The organism is Neisseria meningitidis, assembly GCF_022869645.1.
GTDB lineage: Bacteria > Pseudomonadota > Gammaproteobacteria > Burkholderiales > Neisseriaceae > Neisseria > Neisseria meningitidis.
The window spans coordinates 649,516-674,355 of record NZ_CP064367.1 but is presented as its reverse complement, the minus strand read 5'-3'; the positions used below and the strand labels follow the sequence as shown (position 1 = coordinate 674,355).

Genomic DNA, 24,840 nt, shown 5'->3' with positions numbered 1-24,840 from the left:
AAATCATGATGCCGTCTGAAAAATTGCGGTTTCGGCGTGTGTAGCGGTTTGAAACTTGCAGCCGGTATACTTCTTTTTTTGGGTATTTTCTTTGTAAAACAGGTGGTTTGAATAGGTTAATGTTTTTTCTGTTTGATTTTTTTGTTTATTTTTTAAAATTTTCTGCCAAAAAATACTTTATATAAATAATTTTATTTCAAAATTATATTGTGTCTGTTTGGGTGTAATCCGAGGTAGGTGTGCTGCGAGTGCTTTCCTTGTGTCTGCCGCTGCTGTTATGATGGGATTTTAAACCTGTGTTTTAAGGATGGAAGATGAGCAGTCCGCGCCATGTGTTTTACATTTCCGACCGTACCGGTCTGACTGCCGAGAATATCGGCGAGGCTTTGCTGAACCAGTTTGGCAATCTGTCGTTCAAACGCCATACGCATCCGTTTGTCGATACGCCGGAAAAGGCGCGCGCGGTGGTGGAGAAGGTCAATCGGAGCCGGCAGGAAAACGGTCAGCGTCCGATTGCGTTTGTCAGTGTGGTTGATGACGAAATCCGTCGGATTATCAAAGGGGCGGATGCTTTTCAGATTAATTTCTTTGAGACTTTTTTGGGACTGTTGGAGAAAGAACTCAATACCGAAGCCACGGCATCCGAGCAGGGGCATCACAGTATCGGTAATACGAAGCGTTACGATGCGCGTATGGAGGCGGTGAATTTCTCATTGAACCACGATGACGGGGTCAGCGATAAGAACCTTCAGGAAGCGGATGTAATCTTGATGGGTGTATCGCGTTCGGGCAAAACGCCGACCTGCCTTTACCTCGCCCTGCAATACGGCATCCGTGCGGCAAACTATCCGCTGATTCCCGACGATTTGGAATCGGCCGATCTGCCGCGTATGGTCAAGCCTTATAGGGATAAGCTGTTCGGGTTGACCATCCAGCCGGAACGTTTGCAGGCCATCCGCCAAGAGCGCCGCCCGAATTCAACTTATGCCAAAATCGATACATGCCGCAGCGAGGTGGCGGACGCGCAGAGTATGTTCAGACGGCATGGGATTCCGTTTGCGAATACGACGGATAAATCAGTGGAAGAGCTTGCCGTACACATCCTTCAGGCGTGCAAGCTCAAACGCAGGTTTTGACGGGTTTTGATTCGGTTTGAAGGTGGAACTGCCGTCTGAAATCAGGTTTCAGACGGCAGTTTTATAGTGGATTAACAAAAATCAGGACAAGGCGACGAAGCCGCAGACAGTACAAATAGTACGGAGCCGATTCACTTGGTGCTTCAGCACCTTAGAGAATCGTTCTCTTTGAGCTAAGGCGAGGCAACGACGTACTGGTTTAGATTTAATCCACTATATGTTTGTGGGGCGGATATTTTTCAGGGCTGTATTTTGTCCAGACATTCGAGCAGATCGAGCGGCGTGCGGATGTGGAAATCCGCCTGCCATGAGCCGGTATCGTCTTCGGGAGCGATGTAGCCCCATTCGGCGAGGACGGTTTTCATGCCGGCGTTGCGGCCTGCTTGGATGTCGCGTTCGGCATCGCCGACGTAGAGTGTGTGTTGCGGGTCGGCGTGGATTTGTCCGCACGCATACAGCATGGGTTTGATGCTGGGCTTGGGTTCGCCGCAGGTGTCGCCGCTGACGACGACGGCGGGTGGGATGATGAAGCCGAGTTTGGGGGCGAGTTTGTCGGTGAAGCGCATGGGTTTGTTGGTGATGATGCCCCATTTGATGCCGCGTCTGTCGAGTTCGGCGATGAGTTCGTTTACGCCGCCGAAGAGGGTGGTGTCTTGGGCGTAGCGGCTGTCGTATTCGTCAAGGTATTCGGTGCGCCATCGGGCATAGTCGGGGTGGTCGGGGGTGATGCCTGTGCCGAGCTTGAGCAGTCCTGCTGCGCCGTGGCTGGCTTGGTTGCGGATTTCGTCCATGCTTTTGGGCGGCAGTCCGTGGCGGGCGAGCAGGGTATTGAGTGCGCCGCCGAGGTCTAGGGCGGTGTCGGCAAGCGTGCCGTCGAGGTCGAAGAGTACGGCGTGTATCATGTATGTTCCTTTTCAGACGGTATTTTTGTTCTGTTTCAAACTCTGCTCGAAATCTTCCAGCATATCCAATTCGAAGCGGCTGAAGCCCGCTTTTTCGCGCGCTTCGATGTTAACATAGCCGCGGAAGATAAACATATCGTAACGGGCAATCAGGCTGCGGAACAGGGCAATCGGTTCCAAACCGCGTTCGCGGCAGAGGTGTTGATACCACCGGTTGCCGATGGCGACATGGCCCACTTCGTCGCGGTAAATAATGTCCAACACGCCGCAGGTTTCCGAATCGCCGCGCTGCGCCACCTTCGCGCGTATCCCCGGCGTAACGTCTAGCCCACGAGCTTCCAATACGCGCGGCACTAAAGCCATACGCAACAAAGGATCGTAGGCGGTTTTGTATGCCATATCCCATAAATGATTGTGCGCCTCGAAATCGCCGTAATCGAAGCCGAAAGCGCGCAGCCTTTCGCGCATCAGGCGGAAGTGGTACACCTCTTCCTTCGCCACTTTCACCCAGTCGCGGACAAACTGAAACGGCAGCGTGCGGAAACGGTATGCCGCGTCCAAAGCCAGATTGACGGCATTGAACTCGATATGCGCAATCGCGTGCAGCATCGCCGCATAGCCTTCGGTCGTGTTCATTTTGCGCGGGGTCAGTTGTGACGGCGCGACCAAAACCGGCTTGTCCGGCCGCCCTGCGCGGGGGAAATCCAGCGGCGGCGTGTTTGTTTCAGCACCGTCCATGTTCTGAACGGCGGCAAACGCCTCATCCGTCAGCCGTCCTTTTTCATCGGGGTCGCCCGAAAGCAGGGCGCGTTCCAGCAAAGCATAAATATCGGGTTTCATCTCAAGTCCGCCGTGTTCGGAAAACAAATATTATAGCGTTTAAAAAAAACAAGATGAGGCATATAATCTCCGCGATTCGGCATTCCGCGCCCAAACCGTCAAATATAGTGGATTAACAAAAACCAGTACGGCGTTGCCTCGCCTTAGCTCAAAGAGAACGATTCTCTAAGGTACTGAAGCACCAAGTGAATCGGTTCCGTACTATTTGTACTGTCTGCGGCTTCGTCGCCTTGTCCTGATTTTTGTTAATCCACTATAACGCGGCACACATTAAAGGGCAGCGTGGCGCGCCTGCCTTTTCCGAGCGGTCAAAAAAATCAGCCCTCGGAAAACGCGGTTTGCAAAATACAAACTGCCCGTAACGCCGCCCGTATGATTGTTTTGCCGCGCCGATACTTTACGCCACACTCATTCCAACAAGGAAAAATAATGATGAAACCGCACAACCTGTTCCAATTCCTCGCCGTTTGCTCCCTGACCGTCTCCGTCGCTTCCGCACAGGCGGGCGCGGTGGACGCGCTCAAGCAATTCAACAACGATGCCGACGGTATCAGCGGCAGCTTCACCCAAACCGTCCAAAGCAAAAAGAAAACCCAAACCGCGCACGGCACGTTCAAAATCCTGCGCCCGGGCCTCTTTAAATGGGAATACACTTCGCCTTACAAACAGACTATTGTCGGCGACGGTCAAACCGTTTGGCTCTACGATGTCGATTTGGCACAAGTGACCAAGTCGTCCCAAGACCAGGCCATAGGCGGCAGCCCCGCCGCCATCCTGTCGAACAAAACCGCCCTCGAAAGCAGCTACACGCTGAAAGAGGACGGTTCGTCCAACGGCATCGATTATGTGCTGGCAACGCCCAAACGCAACAACGCCGGCTACCAATACATCCGCATCGGCTTCAAAGGCGGCAACCTCGCCGCCATGCAGCTTAAAGACAGCTTCGGCAATCAAACCTCCATCAGTTTCGGCGGTTTGAATACCAATCCCCAACTCTCGCGCGGCGCGTTCAAGTTTACCCCGCCCAAAGGCGTGGACGTGTTGAGCAACTGATGCCGTCCGCCCCGATGCCGTCTGAAAGCCGCCGAGGCTTCAGACGGCATTTTCACGCAGGCGGAACAATGTCCCGCATTACCGCCCGATCGGGCATCGGAACGGCAAACCCGTGAAAATTAACGGTTGCGCCCCGGTTGTTTTTGCCGTTTAATGCAAACCTTGCTGCATCAAGGGCCAAGAAAGCCGACCGGCCGCCCCCACAGCTTCCGATGCAGGCGGCCAGGCCGTCCCTGCAATGTTTTTTATTTTTGAACGAAAGGTCGAAAACCATGAAAAAAACACTGGTGGCGGCGGCAATCCTGAGCCTCGCCTTGACTGCGTGCGGCGGCGGAAACGATACCGCCGCCCACCCCCCCTCCGCCAAGCCCGAAGCCGAACAATCGGGCAAACTCAATATCTACAACTGGTCGGATTATGTCGATCCCGAAACCGTCGCCGCCTTTGAAAAAGAAACCGGCATCAAGACGCGTTCCGATTATTACGACAGCAACGAAACACTGGAGGCAAAAGTCCTGACCGGCAAATCCGGCTACGACCTGACCGCGCCGTCCATCGCCAACGTCGGCCGGCAAATCAAAGCGGGCGCGTATCAGAAAATCGACAAGGCGCAAATCCCCCATTACGGCAACATCGATAAAGATTTGCTGAAAATGATGGAAGCCGTCGATCCGGGCAACGAATACGCCGTCCCCTATTTCTGGGGCATCAACACCTTGGCAATCAACACGCGGCAGGTGCAAAAGGCATTGGGTACGGACAAGCTGCCCGAAAACGAATGGGATTTGGTGTTCAACCCTGAATACACCGCCAAACTCAAATCCTGCGGCATCAGCTATTTCGACAGCGCAATCGAACAGATTCCTTTGGCGTTGCACTATTTGGGCAAAGACCCCAACAGTGAAAATCCCGAAGACATCAAAGCCGCCGTCGATATGATGAAAGCCGTCCGGGGCGACGTGAAACGCTTCAGCTCTTCCGGCTATATCGACGATATGGCGGCGGGCAACCTGTGTGCCGCCATCGGTTACGGCGGCGATTTGAACATTGCCAAAACCCGTGCCGAAGAAGCCGCAAACGGCGTGGAAATCAAAGTATTGACCCCGAAAACCGGCGTGGGCGTGTGGGTGGATTCCTTTATGATTCCGCGCGACGCGCAAAACGTCGCCAACGCCCACCGCTATATCGACTACACGCTCCGGCCCGAGGTGGCGGCGAAAAACGGCAGCTTCGTTACCTACGCGCCCGCCAGCCGTCCCGCGCGCGAGCTGATGGATGAAAAATACACCTCCGACGCATCGATTTTCCCGAACAAAGAACTGATGGAAAAAAGTTTCATCGTATCGCCCAAATCCGCAGAATCCGCCAAATTGGGCGTGAAGCTGTGGCAAGGGCTCAAAGCGGGCAAATAACCGGAATCCCTGCCGTCTGAAACCTTTCGGGCGGCAGGAAACGGCGCGTCCGTTATCAAACAGGGGGGCGTTTCCCCTCCTGCCGGTTATGATTGGGTTAAGATTAAAATGATTTAGTAAAATGAGAAAGATATGGATTTAAGTATCGTAGTTCCCATTTATAATGTCGAAAGTTATTTGGAAGCGTGTTTAAGTTCCATAGAACCTATATTAAGTAATGAAAATGTCGAACTTATCCTTGTGAATGACGGGTCAAAAGACGGAAGTGAAGATATATGTTATAAATATATAGATAAAACAACAAACAACAAACAACAAACAACAAACACCGGACACCAAATATCAAATATATCTATCAGGATAACCAAGGGACGGCAGAAGCTAGGAATACCGGAATAAAAAATTCAAACGGAAAATATATAGTCTTTATTGATTCGGATGATTTTATTAATTGTCAGGTCTTGCTGGATTTTCTTAGTAAAGATGATATTGATATGCCGGATGTGGTTTTTTTAAATGCGGTTAAATATGATAAGGGAAGTGTTTCACATTTTGGCGAAGATTATCAGCCTGAAAAAATACTCAATCAATCCAAAGTCGAAGTTTTGAAAGGATTATGCCGATTTAGAAAATTTCCGGGTTCGGCGTGTAATAAGATTATAAAAAGGGAATTGATTATCAAAGAAAAACTATTTTTTGAAAAAGAGGTTTATGCCGAAGATATCGAATGGTCAATGAGATTATTTAATGCGGCAACAACTTTTTCTTATTTGGACGGTTGTTATTACTATTATCGGCAGGGAAGAAAAGATTCTAAAACAGGAACTGTTTCGGAAAAAAGTATAAAGTCATTATTATATATTTTGGAGAAAAATGCGGAAATGGAATTTAATAGGGATATATCAAGTTATCTTTATTCTTTTCTTTCCTACGAATATCTCGTTTTGCTTTTTATCATGACGAGTAAAAATATAGCGTGTGATGCTGATATAAAAAGAAGGGCGTATCATTTAAGGTTTATGCTGTTAAAGTCCAATAAATTGATATATAAGCTGATATTCCCGATAATCACATTATTCGGGGTCGATATTACAGGCAGGATTTTAAAAGCAATCAGGGGGAATATTTAATAAATCCTTTAACACTATACATCTTACCGAAGGAGGAAAAATGAACGCAATCCGAACTTTCCAAAACCGCACGCCCGAAATCCACGAAAGCTGTATGATAGACGAAGCGTGCGTCGTCATCGGCGAAGTGTCGCTTGCCGAAGACGTTTCTGTGTGGCCGTGCGCCGTGTTGCGCGGCGATGTGAACAGCATCACCGTCGGCGCGCGCAGCAATATACAGGACGGCAGCGTCCTGCACGTTTCCCACAAAACCGCCGCCAAACCCGAAGGGTCGCCGCTGGTTATCGGCGAAGACGTTACCGTGGGGCACAAAGTGATGCTGCACGGCTGCCGTATCGGCAACCGCGTCCTGGTCGGCATGGGGACGACGGTTCTGGACGATGCCGTGATTGAGGACGAAGTGATGATCGGCGCGGGCAGCCTCGTTCCGCCGCGCAAACGTTTGGCGGGCGGCTACCTTTATGTCGGTTCGCCGGTCAGACAAGTGCGCGTGCTGACCGATGAGGAAAAAGCCTTTTTGAAATATTCCGCCGCGCATTATGTGAAGCTGTCGAAACAGTACGGGATGTGAAATCACATCGGCGTTCCTACGTCAGCCCCAAATTCACGCGGACGGGACGCATCCGATAACGGTATCCGATGCGCCTTGATTTTGACCGTCTGCGTTTGAGTTGCAGGCAAAAATGCCGTCTGAAGCCCTTTTTTCGGGTTTAGACGGCATTTTATCGCCGATTGCTTTTTAGAGTTTGACCGAATGTTCGCGCGTTTCGTGGAACACGACGTCCGGCCAACGTTCTTGCGTCAGCCCTAAATTCATGAGGACGGGATGCCCGATAACGGTATCCGATGCGCCTTGATTTTGACCGTCTGCGTTTGAGTTGCAGGCAAAAATGCCGTCTGAAGCCCTTTTTTCGGGTTTAGACGGCATTTTATTGCCGATTGCTTTTTAAAGTTTGACCGAATGCTCGCGCGTTTCGTGGAACACGATGTCCGGCCAGCGTTCTTGCGTGAGTCCCAGATTCACGCGGTTAGGGGCGAGGTAGGCGAGGTTGCCGCCCGCGTCGATGGCGAGGTTGCCCGCGTTGGCTTTTTCAAATTCCGCCAGTTTTTTCTTGTCGTCGCACGATACCCAGCGCGCCGACCAGATGGATGCGTTGTCGAACACGGCTTCCACGCCGTATTCGTTGGCAAGGCGCGAGGTAACGACTTCAAACTGCAACACGCCGACCGCGCCCAAAATCAAATCCGCGCCGCTCATTGGTTTGAACACCTGCACCGCACCTTCTTCGCCAAGCTGTTGCAAACCTTTTTGCAGTTGCTTGATTTTCAGCGGGTTTTTGATGCGAACGCTGCGGAACAGTTCGGGCGCGAAGAATGGGATGCCGGTAAACGTCAGTTGTTCGCCTTCGGAGAAGCTGTCGCCGATTTGGATGTTGCCGTGGTTTGGGATACCGATAATGTCGCCGGCGTAGGCTTCTTCAACCAGCTCGCGGTCGTGGGACATGAAGGTTACCACGCTGGAGGCGGCGATTTCGCGGTTGATACGCAGGTGTTTCATTTTCATGCCGCGCTCGAATTTGCCGGAGCAGACGCGCAAGAAGGCAATACGGTCGCGGTGTTTCGGGTCCATATTGGCTTGGATTTTGAAGATAAATCCGGAAAACTTCGGCTCGTCCGGCTCGACCATACGCACGGTCGCATCGCGTGGTTTCGGCGCGGGCGCCCATTCAATCAATGAATTGAGGATTTCCTGAATACCGAAGTTGTTAATCGCAGAGCCGAAGAATACGGGCGTGAGTTCGCCGGCGAGGAATTCGTCGAGATTGAACTCGTTGGAAGCCGCCTGCACCAATTCGATTTCGTCGCGCAACTGCTGTATTTCTAACGGAAAGCGTTGTTCCAATTCGGGATTATCGATGCCTTTGATGATGTCGAACTCGTGCGGCAAGCGTTCGCCGCCCGCTTCAAAGAGATAGATTTCGTCGTTCAGGATGTGGTACACGCCTTTGAAGTTTTTGCCCATGCCGATCGGCCAGGTTACGGGCGCGCAGCGGATTTGCAGGATGTTTTCCACTTCGTCCAGCAATTCCAGGGAATCGCGCACTTCGCGGTCGTATTTGTTCATGAACGTAACAATCGGCGTATTGCGCAGGCGGCAGACGTTCAAGAGTTTGATGGTTTGCGCTTCCACGCCTTTTGCCGCGTCGATGACCATCAAGGCACTATCGACGGCGGTCAAAACGCGGTAGGTGTCTTCGGAGAAGTCTTGGTGTCCCGGCGTGTCCAAAAGGTTGACGGTGTGGTCTTTATAGTCGAACTGCATCACGCTTGATGCCACGGAAATGCCGCGCTGCTTCTCGATGTCCATCCAGTCGGAGGTGGCGAATTTGCCGGTTTTCTTGCCTTTTACCGTACCCGCGCTTTGAATCGCACCTGAAAACAGCAAGAGTTTTTCAGTCAACGTGGTTTTACCCGCGTCGGGGTGGGAGATGATGGCAAACGTGCGGCGGCGGCGCACTTGGTCGAGGATTTCTTGGGACATGGTTTTCTTTGCAAAAAGGTTCAGGCCGCTTTTCAGACGGCCCGGACAGTGTTTGAGACGGCGAGATTGTACAAAAAAATGCCTGATAATTCAATGTTGGAGGCGGTCAGTGCGTGCTGCCGTAAATCTCTTTTTCGTCTTTCAGGACGGTATCGGCGGTTTCCCACGCGCCGCCGCGCCAGACTTTGTAAAAGCAGCTTTCTCGCCCGGTGTGGCAGGCGATGCCGCCGTTTTGGGCGATGAGCATCACAATGGCGTCGCCGTCGCAGTCGAGGCGCAGTTCGCGGACTTTTTGCGTGTGTCCCGACTCTTCGCCCTTCATCCATTGTTTTTGGCGCGAACGGCTGTAATAGTGGGCAAAGCCGGTTTCGACGGTTTTTTGCAGGGCTTCGGCGTTCATCCACGCCACCATTAAAACACGTTTGGTTTCGGCATCTTGGGCGATGGCGCAAACCAAACCTTTTTCGTCAAATTTGACGGCTTCAAGCAGGTTTTTATCCATATTTTCTTTCAGACGGCATAGTCGGGGCGGTCAGAGGCGCACTTCGATGCCGGCTTCGCGCATAGCGCGTTTGGCTTCGCGGATGGCGATTTCCCCGAAATGGAAAACGCCGGCGGCAAGTACGGCATCGGCTTTGCCTTCGGTTATGCCTTCAATCAGGTGCCGGACATTGCCGACCCCGCCGGAGGCGATGACGGGGATGTCGACGGCTTCGGCAACGGCGCGGGTCAGCGGCAGGTTGAAACCCTGTTTCGTACCGTCCCTGTCCATACCGGTAAGCAGGATTTCGCCCGCGCCGCGTTTTTGCATTTCGATCGCCCATTCCACCGCATCCAAACCGGTCGGATTGCGCCCGCCGTGGGTAAAGATTTCCCAGCGTGTGTTTCCGGGGTTGACGGCTTTGGCATCGACGGCGGCGACGATGGCTTGCGAACCGAAAAATCCGGCGGCTTCGTCAATCAGGTCGGGACGGGTAACGGCGGCGGTGTTGATGCTGACTTTGTCCGCGCCGGCATTGAGCAGGCGGCGGATGTCGGCAACGGTGCGTACGCCGCCGCCGACGGTCAGGGGGATGAAGACTTGTCCGGCAACCTCTTCGATGATGTGCAGGATGGTGTCGCGGTTGTCGGATGAGGCGGTGATGTCGAGGAAGGTCAATTCGTCCGCGCCTTCGCCGTTGTAGCGTTTGGCGGCTTCGACGGGGTCGCCCGCGTCGCGCAAACCGATGAAGTTCACGCCTTTGACGACGCGCCCGTCTTTTACGTCGAGACAGGGGATGATGCGTTTTGCCAGTGCCATAATCGGATGCCTTTAGTCGAGGGAATCTGCCAGTTGCTGCGCTTGGGCAAAATCGATGCTGCCCTCGTAAATCGCGCGGCCGGTAATCGCGCCTGCTACGCCATGTTTTTCGGCGGCACACAGGGCGCGGATGTCGTCCAAGCCGGTCAGTCCGCCGGAGGCGATGACGGGAATGCGGACGGCTTGGGCGAGTTTGACCGTCGCGTCGATGTTCACGCCGCTCATCATACCGTCGCGCCCGATGTCGGTGTAGATGATGCTGTTGACGCCGTCGTCTTCAAAGCGTTTTGCCAAATCAATTACATGATGCCCGGTTACGGTTGCCCAGCCGTCGATGGCGGCCATACCGTCTTTGGCATCCAGCCCGACAATAATCCTGCCGGGGAAGGCTTTGCACGCCTCGCGCACGAAGTCGGGGTTTTTGACCGCCGCCGTGCCGATAATCACGTCGTTCAGACCCAAATCCAAATATTGTCCGATGGTTTTCAAATCGCGTATGCCGCCGCCGAGCTGTACGGGGATGTCTTTGGCGACGGCGGCAAGGATGTCTTTGATGGCGGGCAGGTTTTGCGGAACGCCGGCAAACGCGCCGTTCAAATCTACCAGATGCAGGCGGCGCGCGCCTTGTTTGAACCAGTGCAGTGCGGTTTCGGCGGGCGAATCGGAAAAGACGGTCGCCTCTTCCATCAGCCCTTGTCTCAGGCGGACGCAGCGTCCTTCTTTCAAATCGATGGCGGGTATCAGCAGCATAATTTTTCTCCTTGTGCGGGGCCGTGTCCGGCTTACCAGTTTAAAAAGTTTTTCAACATCGTCAGCCCGGCATCGTGGCTTTTTTCGGTGTGAAATTGCGTGGCGAATACGTTGTCTTTGCCGACGATGCAGGCAAACGGGGACGGGTAGTCGCTTTCGCCCAATATGGTTTCGGGATTTTCGGGGGCGAAATAGTAGCTGTGGACGAAGTAAAAACGCGTGTCTTGGGGAATATCTTTAAACAGCGGGTGGTTTTGGGTTTGGCGCACGGTGTTCCAGCCCATATGCGGGACTTTCAGACGGCATCCCTGCGGGTCGCGGAGGTCGCGCTCAAAGCGTCTGACTTTGCCGCCGAACCAGCCCAAGCCGTCGGTGTTTCCTTCTTCACTGTGGTCGAATAAAAGTTGCGCGCCGACGCAGATTCCGAAAAAGGGTTTGTTTTTTAAGGCATCTTTGACTGCCTCGTCCAGGCCGCCGCGTTTTAATGCCGCCATACAGTCGGGCATCGCGCCCTGACCGGGAAAAATGACTTTGTCGGCGCGGGACACGCGGTCGGGGTCGCCGCTTAAAAAGATTTCGGTATTTTTTCCGGCAAGCTGCCCCGCCGTCCGGACGGATTTCAATACGGAATGCAGGTTGCCCATACCGTAATCGATAATGGCGATTTGCATGGCTTCCTCCTCTTTTTTTGCAATATGGCTGCGATTTTAACAAACAAATGTGCCGTGCTGATAAAAATGCCGTCTGAAAACGGGAGTCTGTCTTCAGACGGCATAGGGTTTAAACCCGGAAAGCCGTTTGTCAGCCTTCCATTTGTTTTGCCTGAACGGCAGTCAGGGCGATGGTGAACACGATGTCTTCCACCAGCGCGCCGCGCGACAGGTCGTTGACCGGTTTGCGCAGGCCTTGCAGCAGCGGGCCGACGCTTAAGACGTTGGCACTGCGTTGGACGGCTTTATAGGTGCAGTTGCCGGTGTTCAGGTCGGGGAAGACCAAAACGGTTGCCTGTCCTGCCACCGGGCTGCCCGGAGCTTTGGATTTGCCCACGCCCGGCACGGTTGCCGCATCATATTGCAGCGGGCCGTCGATGGCGAGGTCGGGGCGTTTTTCCCGGGCAAGTTTGGTTGCTTCGATGACGGTATCGACATCGGGGCCGCTGCCGGAGTTGACGGTGGAGTAGGAAATCATCGCCACTTTCGGGTCGATGCCGAAGGCTTTTGCGGAATCGGCAGACTGGATGGCGATGTCGGCAAGCTGTTGCGCGGTCGGGTTCGGATTAACCGCGCAGTCGCCGAAGACGAGGACTTGGTTGGGCAGCAGCATAAAGAATACGCTGGACACGAGGCTTGCGCCCGGTGCGGTTTTAATCAGTTGCAAAGCGGGGCGGATGGTGTTGGCGGTGGTGTGAACCGCACCGGATACCAAACCGTCCACATCATTTTGCGCCATCATCATCGTACCGAGTACCACGGTGTCTTGCAGTTGCTTGCGCGCGTCTTCGGGTGTCAGGCCTTTGGATTTGCGCAGTTCGCACATCGGTCCGACGTATTGTTCGACCAATGAGGCGGGATCGATGATTTCCAAAGAGTCGGGCAGGCTGATACCGCGTTCTTTGGCAACGGCTTCGACTTCTTCGCGTTTGGCAAGCAGGACGCAGCGGGCAATGCCTTTTTCGTGGCAGATGGCGGCGGCTTGGACGGTGCGGGGTTCTGCGCCTTCAGGCAGGACGATGCGTTTGTCGGCTTGGCGGGCGAAGTCGATCAGGTTGTAGCGGAATTGCGCCGGCGACAGGCGTTTTGCTTCGCGGCCTGCCAATACGGATACGTCTTTCAGCGCGTCGCTCGAACCGAAGAAGGTCAGGCCGGTTTTTTCGGCTGCCGCTTCGGCAACGGAGGCTGCCGCGCCGTCCACGACAAAACCTTCCAATACGCCCGGCGCGGCGGCGAAGAACTGTTTGGCAAGGTTCACCCGATTTGCCAGTTCGTCGGCATCGGCGTTGTCGGAACGGACGGCGAAGACGGCTGCCGCGTCAAGGGACAATGCCAGTTCGACGTTTTTGCCTGCGAGGTAGATTTTGTCGGCATCGGGCGCGATGCCTTCGATGACGAGGTTGGCGGCATCGAGTGCGGCAACTTTGCCGACCAGTGCGTCGAACCAGTCGTCGCTTTTGCCTTGCGCGAGCAGGGTTTCGGCGGTTGCGTCAACGGCTTGGAAAATTTGTGCGTCCAGTGCTTTTGCAAAGGCTTGTGCGACGGCGGAGGCGTCCAGTCCGGCAGATACGGGTACGATGAGTACTTTTGCCATGATATATCCTTTCGTATGCTGCGGTGTGCGGCATATGTGGTTGGAAGGGGCGGCATATAGGCAGAAACGGCTGCCTGCGTGCCGTGCGTGCCGTGTTTGGCTTGAGGCGCGCAGGTTGAATATAGCAAACAAATTCTGTTTCCAACAAGATAAATATCCGCAGGTTTGTGGATGCTGCCGCCTTTCAGAGGGTATTTCCGGGGAAGAACAGGGCGGGACCGTCCAAATGGAGGACGGCGGAAATGCCGTCTGACAGGGTGGGGGCGGAAGGGAGGTTGAGCGTGAGGACGGTTTGTCCGACCCGGAGACTGATTTCGGTATGCCGCGCTTTGGGCGTGGTTTTGAGAACCACGGCGTGAATGGAGGCGGTGGGTGCGGAATGGGGGTGAAGGCTGAACTGTTCCGGACGGATGAGCAGTGTGCCGCGTGTGCCTGCGGGTGCGCCGCTTTGAACGGGCAGGCGGCCCAATCCGCAATCGGCGGTGCCGTCGGCGTTGAGCGCGGCGGGGAACACGATGCCTTCGCCGATAAACAGGGCGGCATCAAGGTCGGCAGGTTGTCGGTACAATTCGTGAGGGCTTGCAGTTTGGAGGATGCGCCCCTGTTTCATCACGGCAATCCGGTCGGCGTATTGCAGGGCTTCTTCGCGGTCGTGGCTGACGAAAACGGCAGATTTGCCGTTGGCGCGCAGGGCGGCAATCATGTCTTCGCGAATCTGGCGGCGCAACTGTTCGTCCAGCGCGCTGAAGGGTTCGTCCAACAAAATCAGTTCGGGATCGGGTGCGAGGGCGCGGGCGAGGGCGACGCGCTGTTGCTGTCCGCCCGAAAGTTCGTGCGGATAGCGTCCGGCAAGTTCGGAAATGCCGGTCAATTCCAACATAGCTTCGATGCGCTGCCGCTCTTGCGCCGTCTTGCCTTTGCCGTTGCCCAGCCCGTAGGCGGTGTTGCGGTAAACGGTCAGGTGGGGGAACAGCACACCTTCCTGTACGACATAACCCAAACGGCGTTCGCGGACGGGGAGGTTGGTATTTTTCGAGAAGATGGTTCTGCCGGAAAGCGAAATTTCGCCAAAATCGGGTTGTTCAAAACCGGCAAGGCAGCGTAAAAGGGTGGTTTTGCCGCAGCCGGACGCGCCGACGATAAAGAGGATTTCGCCCGGGTCGAGGCTGAGCGAAATGTCGTTTAAAACCGGGGTGTTTTGAAAACTTTTGGACAGGTGTCCGATGTGCAGGGCGGCGGTCATGGCGGTACTTCCTCAAGCTGTTATTTGAAGGCGTATTTCTTCAGCAGGAATACGGGGATGCCGGAAAATAATACCAGCATCAGCGCGTAAGGGGTGGCGGCGGCGTATTGTGCGTCCGATGTGTATTCCCAAACGGCGGTGGAGAGTGTGTGGACATCGTCGGTGGTCAGCAGCAGGGTGGCGGTCAGCTCTTTCATCAGTTTGAGGAAGACGAGTGCGAATGCGGCGGTAATGCCGGGCAGGATGGACGGCAGTACCAACGTCCTGAAAATAAAGAAGTGTCCGCGCCCCAATGTTGCGCCGACCTGTTCCATCCCTTTTGGGAGTTGTTCCAAGGAAGTCCTCAGGGTGGTTTGCGCCATCGGCAGGTAAAGCATGAAATAGGCAAGGATGACGACGATAAAGGTTTGGTAAACGGCAGGGGTGTAGTTGATGCTGAAATAAACCAAGGATAGGGCGATAACCAAACCGGGGACGGCGTGCAGTAAAAACGGCAGCCTGTCTATCCAAACGGTTAAAAAATTGCGATAGCGAACCGATGCCCAAACAAGGGGCAAGGCACATAATATAGTCAAAATCGCACCTAAAGCCGATACGCTTAAGGAACGGATAAAGGCATCAAATACGGATACGAGCGCGAATGTGCCGGAAGTGCCGACCATCATCCAATGTATCAATACGCCAAAGGGGATAATAATGCCCAAAGTCAACAAGCTGCTTAAAAAAACAATCGCGCCGATCTGACCGGGCAGTTTGAGGGTTTTGACGGGATAAGGACGGGCAACGCCTTTGCCGCTGTGGTAAATCTTGGCTTTGCCGCGAAATATGCTTTCTCCAAATACGACGATGCCGCACACCGCCATTAAAACAGCGGAAAGCAGGGCGGCGGTATTGTTGTTGTAGGACATTTCGTATTCTTGGAAAATGGCGGTGGTAAAAGTGGGGTAGTTCAAAATGGATACCGCGCCAAATTCGACCAACATATGCAGGGCAATCAGTAACACGCTGCTGCCGATGGCGGGTTTGAGCTGGGGGAGGATGGCGGAAAAAAAGGTTTGCAGGCGGCTTTTGCCCAAGGACAGGCTGACTTCTTCGTAAGACAGGCTGATGCGTTTGAGTGCCGCCTCGACGGGCAGGTAGGCGAGCGGGAACGAGGACAGGCTCATAATCATCACTGTCCCCCAAAAGCCTTCGACACGGAAGGTCAGGCTGATCCAGGTGAAACAGCTGACAAATGCGGGGATGCACAAAGGCAGGGTGATTGCCGTCTGAAAAAAGGTTTTGCCGAAGAAGCGGTAACGTTGGAACAAAAGGGCGCAGGCAATGCCCAAAACAATGGAAATCAGGGTAACGCCCGCCATCATCGTCAAGGTGTTGGAGAGCAAATCCCACATACGCGGGCGGAACAACAGTTCGACGGCGCGGTTGATGCCGACCTGCCACGAACGCATAGCGACATATAAAAAAGGCAGGGTAAGCGGTAGGGCAATCAGTAGGATGAGGCCGGTAAGCCAAATGGGTATTTTTTTAGGAGACATAGTGTTTTTCATCGGCAAAACGGGCGGACAGTATAAATGTCCACCCGTTTGACAATCCGAAAACGGCTTATTTCATACCGGCTTGCTCAAGCAGCCGGGTGGCGTGTTCTTTTTCGGAAACAGTGGTGGCGGACACTTGGGGTGCTTCCAACTTGGCGATGGGTTCCAAATTGAAAGTGGATACCACGTGCGGATTCAAAGGATATTCGGCACGGACGGCGGTCAGGGCGCGCTGTCCTTCCTTGCTGGCGAGGAAGGCGACGAATTTTTTCGCCTCATCCTTGTTTTGGGAGGATTTTAACACGGCTGCGCCGGAATAGGTAATGAGTGCGCCGGGATCTCTGTGGCGGACGAAATTCAGGCGGGTGTGGACATTTTGTACGCCTTTTTCACGCGCAAAAGCGTGCCAGTAGTAGTTGTTGATGAGGGCGGCATCGATTTCGCCGTTTTCAACCGCTTGAAGGGCGACGGAGTTTTTAGCGTAAGGCTTGCCGTATTCTTTCAGACCTTTGAGCCATTTCAATGCGGCCGCTTCGCCTTTCAGTTTGACGATGGCGACAACCTGTTCCAAGAACGCGCCGGAAGTGGGGGCGTAACCGATGCGGTTTTTCCATTTCGGCGTGGCGTAATTCAGGACGGATTTTTCCAAATCTTTTTCAGACAGTTTGCGGGTGTCGTAAACGACGACGCGCGAACGTCCGCTCAGTGCCACCCAGTCTTTTTTGGCGGCAACCGGCACGCCCTTGCCGCGTGTTTCGTTGATGGTGGAGGCGGGCAGGGGCTCTAGGAGGTTGGCGGCGGAAAGGGTGGCGAGTGCCGGGATTTGTTCGGAATGGAATACGTCGGCGGGGCTTCGGCTGCCTTCTTCTTTGATTTGACCGGCAAGCTGGTCGCCTTTGGCGCTGTTGAGTTTGACTTTGATGCCGGTAGCCCGGGTAAAGGCATCTGCAACGGCTTGTGCTGCTTCTTTGTGTTGGCCGTTGTACACGGTAATGTCTGCCAGCGCGGGGGTTGCGGCGGTCAGGGCTGCGGCAAGCAGTGCGTATCGGATAGATGTTTTCATATCGATTTTCTCCTAATGAATGAGAGTGTACACCTTGTTAAAACATAACGGTGTGTAGTGTATTCCTTCTTCTTTATAAATGCAAATAATTATTTTTTAAATTTGTTATTATCCGATCCGGTTATTGTTTGTTCTGACTTGTATTTTTTCCGTGCATCGCGCCCGTAAGGCGGAAGCGGCGGGCAATGCGTGGCGGAATGTGGGTAAAGGCGGCATTTTGATTTGTCGGAATGCTTGAGAACCCCTCTCTTTAAAACAGCGTCTGAACAGGGTTGCCGGAATAGTATTGCCATCCCGGCAGATACAGTTTGTCGGGGTCTTGCCAATATTGTTCATCCAGACTGTTCGGCAGTGAGGCGGTTTTGTTGTCGAGATGTTTTGTTATATCCCACATTTCTTTCAGGTTTTTACCTTCCGATTGGAGGTGGCGGATTTCTTTTCTCAATGCGTCTGCCGCCCGATGGATCAGCATTGCGCTGTGTATCGCGCCGATTTTTTCAGAACGGAACAAGTCTTTTCGGCGGCGGGAAAACCCCAATTGCAGACAAATTGCAGTATGCCGCCGTTGCCGATGTCGGCTTCCGCCCGCCAAATCAAAACCAGCTCCTGTTCACGTCCGTCCATGCTTTCGAGTTTGCCGTCATGCTGTTCAAAAAGTTTGTCTACCGCCTGCCACATCATCTGTTCGAAGCGGTCGGCTTGGGTATCCGTATCGGTCATGGTGTTCTTGTCTTTTAAAAATGCCGTCTGAACATTTCTTCAGACGGCATCGGGGGTTAAGCTGACATTTCCCGCCAGCGTTTGACTTGGAAACGGACTTGTTCAGGCGCGCTACCGCCCAAGTGGTTGCGCGCGTTTAAGCTGCCTTCGGGTGTCAGCACGCCGTAAACGTCGTCGGCAATCAAATCGCTGAAACCTTGTAAGACTTCGAGCGGCAGTTCGCTCAAATCGACGCCGGCTTCATCAGCATGGCGCACGGCTTGGGCGACGACTTCGTGGGCATCGCGGAAAGGCATGCCTTTTTTTACCAAGTAATCTGCCAAATCGGTGGCGGTAGCGAAGCCCTGCATCACGGCGGCGCGCATATTGTCGGGTTTGACGGTTACGCCGCGCATCATATCGGCGTAAATCCGCAACGTGTCGATAAGCGTGTCGGCGGTGTCGAACAAGGGTTCTTTGTCTTCCTGATTGTCTTTGTTGTACGCCAAGGGTTGGGATTTCATCAGGGTAATCAGACCGATAAGGTGTCCGATGACGCGGCCGGATTTGCCGCGCACGAGTTCGGGCACGTCGGGATTTTTCTTCTGCGGCATGATGGACGAACCTGTGCAGAAACGGTCGGCGATGTCGATAAAGCCGAAACGCGGACTCATCCACAAAATCAATTCTTCGGACAGGCGGCTCAGGTGAACCATAATCAGCGAGGCGGCGGCGGTGAACTCGACGGCAAAATCGCGGTCGGATACGGCATCGAGCGAGTTTTGGCAGATTTGCTCGAAACCCAGTAATTCGGCGGTAATTTCGCGCCGAATCGGGTAGGTCGTACCGGCAAGGGCGGCTGCGCCGAGCGGCATACGGTTGACGCGGCGGCGGCAGTCCGCCATCCGTTCGTTATCGCGGCCGAGCATTTCGACGTAGGCGAGCATATGGTGTCCGAAGCTGACGGGCTGGGCGACTTGCAGGTGGGTAAAGCCGGGCATGACGGTTTCGGCGTTTTGTTCCGCCAAATCCAGCAATGCCGTCTGAAGGCTTTGAATCAGGCTTTGGATAACGGTAATCTGGTCGCGCAGCCAAAGGCGGATGTCGGTGGCGACTTGGTCGTTGCGGCTGCGGCCGGTGTGCAGGCGTTTGCCTGCATCGCCGATTTTGTCGGTCAGGCGGCGTTCGATGTTCATGTGGACATCTTCCAAATCGGACGACCATTCGATTTTGCCGCTGCGGATTTCTTCGAGGATTTCCGCCATGCCCCGACGGATGTCCGCCAAATCGCCTTCGTCCAACACGCCGGTTTCTTTCAGCATTTGCGCGTGGGCAAGCGAGCCTTGGATGTCCCATTCGGCAAGGCGTCGGTCGAAACCGATGGAGGCGGTGTATTGTTTGACGAGTTCGGAAACGGGTTCGTTGAAACGTCCGGACCAGGTTTTGTCGTGCATAAGGATTCCTTGATGGGGTTATTCGGTACGGTATTTTTCCAAAAGGCGGCGGAAGGGTTCGCCGGTTTCGGGGTGTTTCAGGCCGTAGGCGACGGTGGCTTCCAGATAGCCCAGTTTGCTGCCGCAGTCGTAGCGCGTGCCTTCAAAGGGGTGCGCTAGGACAAATTCGTGATCGAGCAGCTTGGCGATGCCGTCTGTAAGCTGGATTTCGTTGCCCGCGCCGCGCGGCAGTCCGGTCAGTAAGTCGAAAATGCGCGGGGTAAGGATGTAGCGTCCGACGACGGCAAGGTTGGAGGGCGCGTCTTCGGGCTTGGGTTTTTCGACAATGCCGGTAATGCGTTGGAACTGTTTGAGCTGTTCGGTTTCGACGATGCCGTATGAGCCGGTTTGCGACGGTTCGACAGTTTCTACGCCCAAAATGCTGTTGCCGCTGCGTTCGTACACTTCGACCATTTGTTTGAGCGCGCCTTTTTGGGCATCGATTAAGTCGTCAGCCAAAATCACGGCGAAGGGTTCATCGCCGATGGCGGCGCGGGCGCACAAGACGGCGTGTCCGAGCCCCAGTGCTTCGGCTTGGCGGATGTAGAGGCAGGTAATATGAGGCGGCAGGATGTTGCGGACGTGTTCCAGAAGTTTATCTTTATGACGCATTTCCAACTCGGTTTCGAGTTCGTATGCCTTGTCGAAATGGTCTTCGATGCTGCGTTTGTTGCGTCCGGTAACAAACACCATTTCCGTGCAGCCGGCTTCCACGGCTTCTTCTACGGCGTATTGGATCAGCGGCTTGTCGACGATGGGCAGCATTTCTTTCGGGCTGGCCTTGGTGGCGGGCAGGAAGCGTGTTCCCATCCCTGCGACGGGGAAGACGGCTTTCCGTATGGGTTTCATTCTTTTTCCTTTGTATTGTTTTGATGTTTAAAGGGCGAGTTTGCGTAAGAGTTCGGCAAGTGCCTGCGCGCGGTGGCTTTCGCGGTTTTTGACCTCCGAATCCAATTCGGCGGCGGTTTTGCCGTGTCCGGGCAGATAAAAATACGGGTCGTAACCGAAACCGTTTTCACCGGCGGGAACGCCGTTCCATTGTCCGTGCCATACGCCCTCGGCGATAATCGGACGCGGGTCGTCTTTATGGCGGACAAAAACCAATACGCAGACGTAGCAACAGCTTTTGTCGGCTTTGCCGACAAGTTCGGCGGCAAGTTTCAGGTTGTTGGCGGTATCGGATTTGGGATGGTCGCCCGCGTAACGTGCGGAATGTATGCCCGGTGCGCCGTTTAGGGCGGCGGCACAGATGCCGCTGTCGTCGGCGAGTGCGGGCAGCCCGCTGTATTCGGCAGCATGGCGTGCTTTTGCCAGCGCGTTTTCGACAAAGGTGGAATAGGGTTCCGGACATTCGGGTATGCCGAACTCGGATTGCGGCAATACGGTGATGCCGTAAGGTTTGAATAGGTTGCCGAACTCTTCGAGCTTGCCGACATTACCGCTTGCCAAAACGATTTTTTCCGGTTTTTCAGACATAGCGGTTTCCCTGTGATGAAGATGGGGCGGCGCGTAGGGATTTGTGCCGCAGGTAGAGGGCGAGTGCGCCGATTTGCCCGAACAGCGCGCCGAATGCAAAAAGGAAGGAGGCGACGGCGAAGGCTTTGCTGCCGACGGTCAGCAGATAAGCACCAAAGAGGACGAGCAGCATAAATGCCAGTGTGAAGAGGGCAACAGACAACAGATAGATTTTTCGGCGGTTCATGGCGTTCGGTCGGAAACGGTATGTTCGGATTATATCCGATTGGGACGGTATTCCCTAGAGCTTGGAAAAATGCCGTCTGAAGGGGCGTTCAGACGGCATGGCGGGCGTTATGCCTGTTTGTTCCAACGTTCGATGGATTCTTTGATGACTTTTTTCGCTTCTTCCGCATCGCCCCAAGATTCGACTTTGGTCGTACCTGCTTTTTTCAGGTCTTTGTAATGGTTGAAGTGGAACTCGATTTGTTTGATGAGCTGTTGCGGCAAATCGGACAAAGTTTTGTAGGCGTTGCCGTTGTTGCGGTCGTCGGCAGGAACGCAGACGATTTTGTCGTCTACTTCGCCGTCGTCAACGAATTTCATCACGCCGATAACGCGCGCTTCCAAGAATACGCCGGTTGCCAGAGGTTGTTCGGTAACGAGCAGCACGTCCAATTCGTCGCCGTCTTCGTCCAAAGTTTGGGGAATGAAGCCGTAGTTGGTCGGTTTGGCGAAGATGGCGGGTTCGACGCGGTCGAGTTGGAATGCGGCGAGTTTGCGGTTCCACTCGATTTTGTGGTTGCTGCCGGCGGGGATTTCGTTGACGACGTTGATGATGCCGCCGTCCACGTCGCCGGTGGTCAGGATTTGGTTGAAGTCTGCCATTTGGTTTCCTTTATTTGGGAAAGTTTGAAGTTTGAAAGTATAGCACAAACGTCCGGCTGGAAATGCGCCCGATGCCGTCTGAAAGGGTGTACGGGCGCGTGTTACCGTTTGCCCAAAAACCTGCCCAGTTCCAGAATCGCGCACCTGTTGGACGAGGAAAACACTTTTTCCGCCGCTTCTTCCATATCGAACCAACCGTAGGAGACGTGTTCTTCGGGTTGCAGGGTGATGGGCGTATCACGCGGGATTTCGGCAGAGAAGAGGTGTTCGCGGTTTTCAAACACGCCTTTTGGATAGCGGTGCCGCCAGTGGTGGTAGATTTCGTAAACCGTGCTGTCGTGCCAGTCTTGAAGCTGCCCGTCCGCCAGCAGGATGCCGGTTTCTTCCCAAACTTCGCGCCTTGCCGTTTGGGCGACGGTTTCGCCCGGTTCGAGGCTGCCGGTTACCGACTGCCAAAATCCTTTCGGATGCGTGCGTTCGATGAGCAGGATGCCGCCGTCCCCGCTATAAAGGACGACCAGTGCGGAAACGGGGTATTTGAGCGGTTTTGCCATCGGCATCTTTCGGCGGGCTGCGGTAATGAAGGGGCGGATTATAGCAAACGCGCACGTTATGGCGTTTATCCTTTTCCGTATCCTTTTTTCTGCACGGATGGGACGCGCCGGTGTTTGCCGGTAAATTTTCCGTTGTGTCAAAAAGATAAGGGCGGTTGTGATTTTAATGCTTGCCAAAGCGTCGGGCGGAAACTATAATCCGAAACTTATCGAGTCGGAGTGTGGCGCAGTCTGGTAGCGCACTTGCATGGGGTGCAAGGGGTCGAAGGTTCGAATCCTTTCACTCCGACCAAAAATTCCGAAAGCCGCTTTCAAAAGCGGCTTTTTTGCCGTCCGTATGATTATGATGTAGAGTACGCGGCGACAGACATTCAAATACCGTCCGAAAACCGTTCAGATGGCATCTCTTTATCTTAATAGTGGATTAACAAAAATCAGGACAAGGCGACGAAGCCGCAGACAGTACAAATAGTACGGAACCGATTCACTTGGTGCTTCAGCACCTTAGAGAATCGTTCTCTTTGAGCTAAGGCGAGGCAACGCCGTACTGGTTTAAATTTAATCCACTATAGTTTCATTCCGTACCATCTTAAGGAACATCAAATTGGGCATTTCCCGCAAAATATCCCTTATTCTGTCCATACTGGCAGTGTGCCTGCCGATGCATGCACACGCCTCAGATTTGGCAAACGATTCTTTTATCCGGCAGGTTCTCGACCGTCAGCATTTCGAACCCGACGGGAAATACCACCTATTCGGCAGCAGGGGGGAACTTGCCGAGCGCAGCGGTCATATCGGATTGGGAAACATACAAAGCCATCAGTTGGGCAACCTGTTCATCCAGCAGGCGGCCATTAAAGGAAATATCGGCTACATTGTCCGCTTTTCCGATCACGGGCACGAAGTCCATTCCCCCTTCGACAACCATGCCTCACATTCCGATTCTGATGAAGCCGGTAGTCCCGTTGACGGATTCAGCCTTTACCGCATCCATTGGGACGGATACGAACACCATCCCGCCGACGGCTATGACGGGCCACAGGGCGGCGGCTATCCCGCTCCCAAAGGCGCGAGGGATATATACAGCTACGACATAAAAGGCGTTGCCCAAAATATCCGCCTCAACCTGACCGACAACCGCAGCACCGGACAACGGCTTGTCGACCGTTTCCACAATACCGGTAGTATGCTGACGCAAGGAGTAGGCGACGGATTCAAACGCGCCACCCGATACAGCCCCGAGCTGGACAGATCGGGCAATGCCGCCGAAGCTTTCAACGGCACTGCAGATATCGTCAAAAACATCATCGGCGCGGCAGGAGAAATTGTCGGCGCAGGCGATGCCGTGCAGGGTATAAGCGAAGGCTCAAACATTGCTGTTATGCACGGCTTGGGTCTGCTTTCCACCGAAAACAAGATGGCGCGCATCAACGATTTGGCAGATATGGCGCAACTCAAAGACTATGCCGCAGCAGCCATCCGCGATTGGGCAGTCCAAAACCCCAATGCCGCACAAGGCATAGAAGCCGTCAGCAATATCTTTACGGCAGTCATCCCCGTCAAAGGGATTGGAGCTGTTCGGGGAAAATACGGCTTGGGCGGCATCACGGCACATCCTGTCAAGCGGTCGCAGATGGGCGAGATCGCATTGCCGAAAGGGAAATCCGCCGTCAGCGACAATTTTGCCGATGCGGCATACGCCAAATACCCGTCCCCTTACCATTCCCGAAATATCCGTTCAAACTTGGAGCAGCGTTACGGCAAAGAAAACATCACCTCCTCAACCGTGCCGCCGTCAAACGGAAAGAATGTGAAACTGGCAAACAAACGCCACCCGAAGACCAAAGTGCCGTTTGACGGTAAAGGGTTTCCGAATTTTGAAAAAGACGTAAAATACGATACGAGAATTAATACCGCTGTACCACAAGTGAATCCTATAGATGAACCCGTCTTTAATCCTAAAGGTTCTGTCGGATCGGCTCATTCTTGGTCTATAACTGCCAGAATTCAATACGCAAAATTACCAAGGCAAGGTAGAATCAGATATATCCCACCTAAAAATTACTCTCCTTCAGCACCGCTACCAAAAGGACCTAATAATGGATATTTGGATAAATTTGGTAATGAATGGACTAAAGGTCCATCAAGAACTAAAGGTCAAGAATTTGAATGGGATGTTCAATTGTCTAAAACAGGAAGAGAGCAACTTGGATGGGCTAGTAGGGATGGTAAGCATTTAAATATATCAATTGATGGAAAGATTACACACAAATGACTAATTTAAAATTAGATTTCTACTCTGAAGTTATTATAAAAGATTCTTGCCCTAATGATTTGTTAGAAAATGGTGAGACTATTAAAGGAAAAAAAGGAGTGGTATTAGGTATAAGCGAAGAAGATGGTATAATCTATGGCTATACTATTTTACTTTTTGATATAAAATATTGTATATATATAGATAAGAAATATATTATACCGACTGGAAAAAAATTCTCTCGCGATGATTTTTATTAGCTAATTTAAGTAATTTAAGCAAGT

27 protein-coding genes, 1 tRNA gene and 1 pseudogene are annotated in these 24,840 nt (G+C 53.4%); 9 read left to right on the top strand and 20 right to left on the bottom strand.

Translation table 11 applies throughout. From position 1 onward, the window contains the following. The first annotated feature begins 314 nt into the window (after positions 1-314). Positions 315-1,136: a posphoenolpyruvate synthetase regulatory kinase/phosphorylase PpsR gene (gene ppsR, locus IUJ45_RS03590; RefSeq protein WP_002214270.1), complete on the top strand. Its 822-nt coding sequence runs from the start codon at positions 315-317 to the stop codon at positions 1,134-1,136. A gap of 239 nt (positions 1,137-1,375) precedes the next feature. Here ppsR and IUJ45_RS03585 read toward each other — a convergent pair whose 3' ends face one another. Beyond that, on the bottom strand, positions 1,376-2,038 hold the full coding sequence (locus tag IUJ45_RS03585) for an HAD family hydrolase (protein ID WP_002237777.1): 663 nt from the start codon (positions 2,036-2,038) through the stop codon (positions 1,376-1,378). A gap of 12 nt (positions 2,039-2,050) precedes the next feature. Continuing rightward, positions 2,051-2,878 (bottom strand): ferritin-like domain-containing protein, encoded by an 828-nt coding sequence (locus tag IUJ45_RS03580; RefSeq protein ID WP_002246038.1) that lies wholly within the window; start codon positions 2,876-2,878, stop codon positions 2,051-2,053. A gap of 429 nt (positions 2,879-3,307) precedes the next feature. Between IUJ45_RS03580 and lolA the strand changes: the two genes are divergently transcribed. The 5 genes from lolA to IUJ45_RS03555 all read left to right on the top strand — a co-directional run bounded on the left by lolA (position 3,308) and on the right by IUJ45_RS03555 (position 7,044). Then, positions 3,308-3,931 (top strand): outer membrane lipoprotein periplasmic chaperone LolA, encoded by a 624-nt coding sequence (gene lolA / locus IUJ45_RS03575; protein WP_002219647.1) that lies wholly within the window; start codon positions 3,308-3,310, stop codon positions 3,929-3,931. 272 nt (positions 3,932-4,203) lie between these two features. Then, the gene (locus tag IUJ45_RS03570; RefSeq protein WP_002246039.1) at positions 4,204-5,343 is read left to right on the top strand and encodes a polyamine ABC transporter substrate-binding protein; all 1,140 of its coding nucleotides are present in this window, start codon (positions 4,204-4,206) and stop codon (positions 5,341-5,343) included. A gap of 132 nt (positions 5,344-5,475) precedes the next feature. Next, positions 5,476-5,742 carry a glycosyltransferase family 2 protein gene (locus IUJ45_RS03565; protein WP_232012967.1) on the top strand — a complete coding sequence of 89 codons (267 nt, stop codon included), beginning with the start codon at positions 5,476-5,478 and terminating at the stop codon, positions 5,740-5,742. After that, positions 5,685-6,473, top strand: a complete 789-nt coding sequence (locus IUJ45_RS03560) for a glycosyltransferase (protein WP_079278839.1) — start codon at positions 5,685-5,687, stop codon at positions 6,471-6,473. Before IUJ45_RS03565 ends, IUJ45_RS03560 begins: the two co-directional genes overlap by 58 nt. A gap of 40 nt (positions 6,474-6,513) precedes the next feature. Continuing rightward, the gene (locus tag IUJ45_RS03555; RefSeq protein WP_002221323.1) at positions 6,514-7,044 is read left to right on the top strand and encodes a gamma carbonic anhydrase family protein; all 531 of its coding nucleotides are present in this window, start codon (positions 6,514-6,516) and stop codon (positions 7,042-7,044) included. A 33-nt stretch (positions 7,045-7,077) separates the two neighbouring features. Here IUJ45_RS03555 and IUJ45_RS03550 read toward each other — a convergent pair whose 3' ends face one another. The 18 genes and pseudogenes from IUJ45_RS03550 to nudB form a co-directional block, all read right to left on the bottom strand. Next, entirely contained in the window at positions 7,078-7,194 is a 117-nt protein-coding gene (locus IUJ45_RS03550) for a hypothetical protein (protein WP_019742781.1), read from the bottom strand. Positions 7,195-7,212: 18 nt separating this feature from the next. Then, the gene (locus tag IUJ45_RS03545) at positions 7,213-7,401 is read right to left on the bottom strand and encodes a hypothetical protein (protein ID WP_002246041.1); all 189 of its coding nucleotides are present in this window, start codon (positions 7,399-7,401) and stop codon (positions 7,213-7,215) included. Positions 7,402-7,419: 18 nt separating this feature from the next. After that, positions 7,420-9,015, bottom strand: a complete 1,596-nt coding sequence (locus IUJ45_RS03540; protein WP_002246042.1) for a peptide chain release factor 3 — start codon at positions 9,013-9,015, stop codon at positions 7,420-7,422. 106 nt (positions 9,016-9,121) lie between these two features. Further along, on the bottom strand, positions 9,122-9,517 hold the full coding sequence (gene hisI, locus IUJ45_RS03535) for a phosphoribosyl-AMP cyclohydrolase (protein WP_082308627.1): 396 nt from the start codon (positions 9,515-9,517) through the stop codon (positions 9,122-9,124). 30 nt (positions 9,518-9,547) lie between these two features. Continuing rightward, positions 9,548-10,315 (bottom strand): imidazole glycerol phosphate synthase subunit HisF, encoded by a 768-nt coding sequence (gene hisF / locus IUJ45_RS03530; RefSeq protein ID WP_002232169.1) that lies wholly within the window; start codon positions 10,313-10,315, stop codon positions 9,548-9,550. Positions 10,316-10,327: 12 nt separating this feature from the next. Beyond that, positions 10,328-11,065: a 1-(5-phosphoribosyl)-5-[(5-phosphoribosylamino)methylideneamino]imidazole-4-carboxamide isomerase gene (hisA, locus tag IUJ45_RS03525; RefSeq protein WP_002222826.1), complete on the bottom strand. Its 738-nt coding sequence runs from the start codon at positions 11,063-11,065 to the stop codon at positions 10,328-10,330. A 32-nt stretch (positions 11,066-11,097) separates the two neighbouring features. Further along, positions 11,098-11,736, bottom strand: coding sequence for an imidazole glycerol phosphate synthase subunit HisH (hisH, locus tag IUJ45_RS03520; RefSeq protein ID WP_002237782.1), 639 nt, complete (start codon positions 11,734-11,736; stop codon positions 11,098-11,100). Positions 11,737-11,866: 130 nt separating this feature from the next. Further along, positions 11,867-13,369 (bottom strand): phosphate acetyltransferase, encoded by a 1,503-nt coding sequence (pta, locus tag IUJ45_RS03515; RefSeq protein WP_082308626.1) that lies wholly within the window; start codon positions 13,367-13,369, stop codon positions 11,867-11,869. Positions 13,370-13,553: 184 nt separating this feature from the next. After that, complete coding sequence (fbpC, locus tag IUJ45_RS03510; RefSeq protein ID WP_002219640.1) at positions 13,554-14,612, bottom strand: heme ABC transporter ATP-binding protein FbpC; 1,059 nt, start codon at positions 14,610-14,612, stop codon at positions 13,554-13,556. 20 nt (positions 14,613-14,632) lie between these two features. Continuing rightward, positions 14,633-16,150 carry a heme ABC transporter permease FbpB gene (gene fbpB, locus IUJ45_RS03505; protein ID WP_002214251.1) on the bottom strand — a complete coding sequence of 506 codons (1,518 nt, stop codon included), beginning with the start codon at positions 16,148-16,150 and terminating at the stop codon, positions 14,633-14,635. 67 nt (positions 16,151-16,217) lie between these two features. After that, positions 16,218-17,213 (bottom strand): heme ABC transporter substrate-binding protein FbpA, encoded by a 996-nt coding sequence (fbpA, locus tag IUJ45_RS03500; RefSeq protein ID WP_082308625.1) that lies wholly within the window; start codon positions 17,211-17,213, stop codon positions 16,218-16,220. A 250-nt stretch (positions 17,214-17,463) separates the two neighbouring features. After that, positions 17,464-17,933 (bottom strand): annotated as a pseudogene (locus tag IUJ45_RS03495) (DMP19 family protein). A 56-nt stretch (positions 17,934-17,989) separates the two neighbouring features. Beyond that, entirely contained in the window at positions 17,990-19,366 is a 1,377-nt protein-coding gene (gene argH / locus IUJ45_RS03490; protein WP_002246049.1) for an argininosuccinate lyase, read from the bottom strand. 18 nt (positions 19,367-19,384) lie between these two features. Continuing rightward, entirely contained in the window at positions 19,385-20,254 is an 870-nt protein-coding gene (gene galU / locus IUJ45_RS03485; RefSeq protein ID WP_002246050.1) for a UTP--glucose-1-phosphate uridylyltransferase GalU, read from the bottom strand. Between the two features lie 27 nt (positions 20,255-20,281). Continuing rightward, positions 20,282-20,881 (bottom strand): RdgB/HAM1 family non-canonical purine NTP pyrophosphatase, encoded by a 600-nt coding sequence (gene rdgB / locus IUJ45_RS03480; protein ID WP_002246051.1) that lies wholly within the window; start codon positions 20,879-20,881, stop codon positions 20,282-20,284. Then, positions 20,874-21,107, bottom strand: a complete 234-nt coding sequence (locus tag IUJ45_RS03475) for an NGO_0222 family membrane protein (protein WP_002244767.1) — start codon at positions 21,105-21,107, stop codon at positions 20,874-20,876. Before IUJ45_RS03475 ends, rdgB begins: the two co-directional genes overlap by 8 nt. A gap of 107 nt (positions 21,108-21,214) precedes the next feature. Beyond that, positions 21,215-21,748 (bottom strand): inorganic diphosphatase, encoded by a 534-nt coding sequence (locus IUJ45_RS03470; RefSeq protein WP_002232159.1) that lies wholly within the window; start codon positions 21,746-21,748, stop codon positions 21,215-21,217. A gap of 101 nt (positions 21,749-21,849) precedes the next feature. Then, the gene (gene nudB / locus IUJ45_RS03465) at positions 21,850-22,308 is read right to left on the bottom strand and encodes a dihydroneopterin triphosphate diphosphatase (protein WP_002246053.1); all 459 of its coding nucleotides are present in this window, start codon (positions 22,306-22,308) and stop codon (positions 21,850-21,852) included. Between the two features lie 209 nt (positions 22,309-22,517). On the opposite strand from nudB, the gene IUJ45_RS03460 reads away from it, so the two are divergent. The 3 genes from IUJ45_RS03460 (at position 22,518) to imm31 (ending at position 24,816) form a co-directional block, all read left to right on the top strand. Next, positions 22,518-22,594: transfer RNA gene (locus IUJ45_RS03460), tRNA-Pro, on the top strand. A gap of 312 nt (positions 22,595-22,906) precedes the next feature. Continuing rightward, positions 22,907-24,577 carry a MafB family polymorphic toxin gene (locus IUJ45_RS03455; RefSeq protein ID WP_002246054.1) on the top strand — a complete coding sequence of 557 codons (1,671 nt, stop codon included), beginning with the start codon at positions 22,907-22,909 and terminating at the stop codon, positions 24,575-24,577. Further along, positions 24,574-24,816 carry an Imm31 family immunity protein gene (gene imm31, locus IUJ45_RS03450; protein WP_002232149.1) on the top strand — a complete coding sequence of 81 codons (243 nt, stop codon included), beginning with the start codon at positions 24,574-24,576 and terminating at the stop codon, positions 24,814-24,816. Before IUJ45_RS03455 ends, imm31 begins: the two co-directional genes overlap by 4 nt. The last annotated feature ends 24 nt before the right edge of the window (positions 24,817-24,840 follow it).

What these genes read in the sequence shown, in the direction of transcription:
- hisF (WP_002232169.1), bottom strand. Translation starts at nt 10,315, where the DNA reads ATGGCACTGGCAAAACGCATCATCCCCTGTCTCGACGTAAAAGACGGG.
- fbpB (WP_002214251.1), bottom strand. Translation starts at nt 16,150, where the DNA reads ATGTCTCCTAAAAAAATACCCATTTGGCTTACCGGCCTCATCCTACTG.
- rdgB (WP_002246051.1), bottom strand. Translation starts at nt 20,881, where the DNA reads ATGTCTGAAAAACCGGAAAAAATCGTTTTGGCAAGCGGTAATGTCGGC.
- fbpC (WP_002219640.1), bottom strand. Translation starts at nt 14,612, where the DNA reads ATGACCGCCGCCCTGCACATCGGACACCTGTCCAAAAGTTTTCAAAAC.
- IUJ45_RS03585 (WP_002237777.1), bottom strand. Translation starts at nt 2,038, where the DNA reads ATGATACACGCCGTACTCTTCGACCTCGACGGCACGCTTGCCGACACC.
- ppsR (WP_002214270.1), top strand. Translation starts at nt 315, where the DNA reads ATGAGCAGTCCGCGCCATGTGTTTTACATTTCCGACCGTACCGGTCTG.
- lolA (WP_002219647.1), top strand. Translation starts at nt 3,308, where the DNA reads ATGATGAAACCGCACAACCTGTTCCAATTCCTCGCCGTTTGCTCCCTG.
- hisA (WP_002222826.1), bottom strand. Translation starts at nt 11,065, where the DNA reads ATGCTGCTGATACCCGCCATCGATTTGAAAGAAGGACGCTGCGTCCGC.
- argH (WP_002246049.1), bottom strand. Translation starts at nt 19,366, where the DNA reads ATGCACGACAAAACCTGGTCCGGACGTTTCAACGAACCCGTTTCCGAA.
- pta (WP_082308626.1), bottom strand. Translation starts at nt 13,369, where the DNA reads ATGGCAAAAGTACTCATCGTACCCGTATCTGCCGGACTGGACGCCTCC.
- IUJ45_RS03470 (WP_002232159.1), bottom strand. Translation starts at nt 21,748, where the DNA reads ATGGCAGACTTCAACCAAATCCTGACCACCGGCGACGTGGACGGCGGC.
- imm31 (WP_002232149.1), top strand. Translation starts at nt 24,574, where the DNA reads ATGACTAATTTAAAATTAGATTTCTACTCTGAAGTTATTATAAAAGAT.
- hisI (WP_082308627.1), bottom strand. Translation starts at nt 9,517, where the DNA reads ATGGATAAAAACCTGCTTGAAGCCGTCAAATTTGACGAAAAAGGTTTG.
- galU (WP_002246050.1), bottom strand. Translation starts at nt 20,254, where the DNA reads ATGAAACCCATACGGAAAGCCGTCTTCCCCGTCGCAGGGATGGGAACA.
- IUJ45_RS03570 (WP_002246039.1), top strand. Translation starts at nt 4,204, where the DNA reads ATGAAAAAAACACTGGTGGCGGCGGCAATCCTGAGCCTCGCCTTGACT.
- IUJ45_RS03545 (WP_002246041.1), bottom strand. Translation starts at nt 7,401, where the DNA reads ATGCCGTCTAAACCCGAAAAAAGGGCTTCAGACGGCATTTTTGCCTGC.
- IUJ45_RS03475 (WP_002244767.1), bottom strand. Translation starts at nt 21,107, where the DNA reads ATGAACCGCCGAAAAATCTATCTGTTGTCTGTTGCCCTCTTCACACTG.
- nudB (WP_002246053.1), bottom strand. Translation starts at nt 22,308, where the DNA reads ATGCCGATGGCAAAACCGCTCAAATACCCCGTTTCCGCACTGGTCGTC.
- IUJ45_RS03555 (WP_002221323.1), top strand. Translation starts at nt 6,514, where the DNA reads ATGAACGCAATCCGAACTTTCCAAAACCGCACGCCCGAAATCCACGAA.
- IUJ45_RS03580 (WP_002246038.1), bottom strand. Translation starts at nt 2,878, where the DNA reads ATGAAACCCGATATTTATGCTTTGCTGGAACGCGCCCTGCTTTCGGGC.
- IUJ45_RS03565 (WP_232012967.1), top strand. Translation starts at nt 5,476, where the DNA reads ATGGATTTAAGTATCGTAGTTCCCATTTATAATGTCGAAAGTTATTTG.
- IUJ45_RS03550 (WP_019742781.1), bottom strand. Translation starts at nt 7,194, where the DNA reads ATGCCGTCTAAACCCGAAAAAAGGGCTTCAGACGGCATTTTTGCCTGC.
- IUJ45_RS03540 (WP_002246042.1), bottom strand. Translation starts at nt 9,015, where the DNA reads ATGTCCCAAGAAATCCTCGACCAAGTGCGCCGCCGCCGCACGTTTGCC.
- hisH (WP_002237782.1), bottom strand. Translation starts at nt 11,736, where the DNA reads ATGCAAATCGCCATTATCGATTACGGTATGGGCAACCTGCATTCCGTA.
- fbpA (WP_082308625.1), bottom strand. Translation starts at nt 17,213, where the DNA reads ATGAAAACATCTATCCGATACGCACTGCTTGCCGCAGCCCTGACCGCC.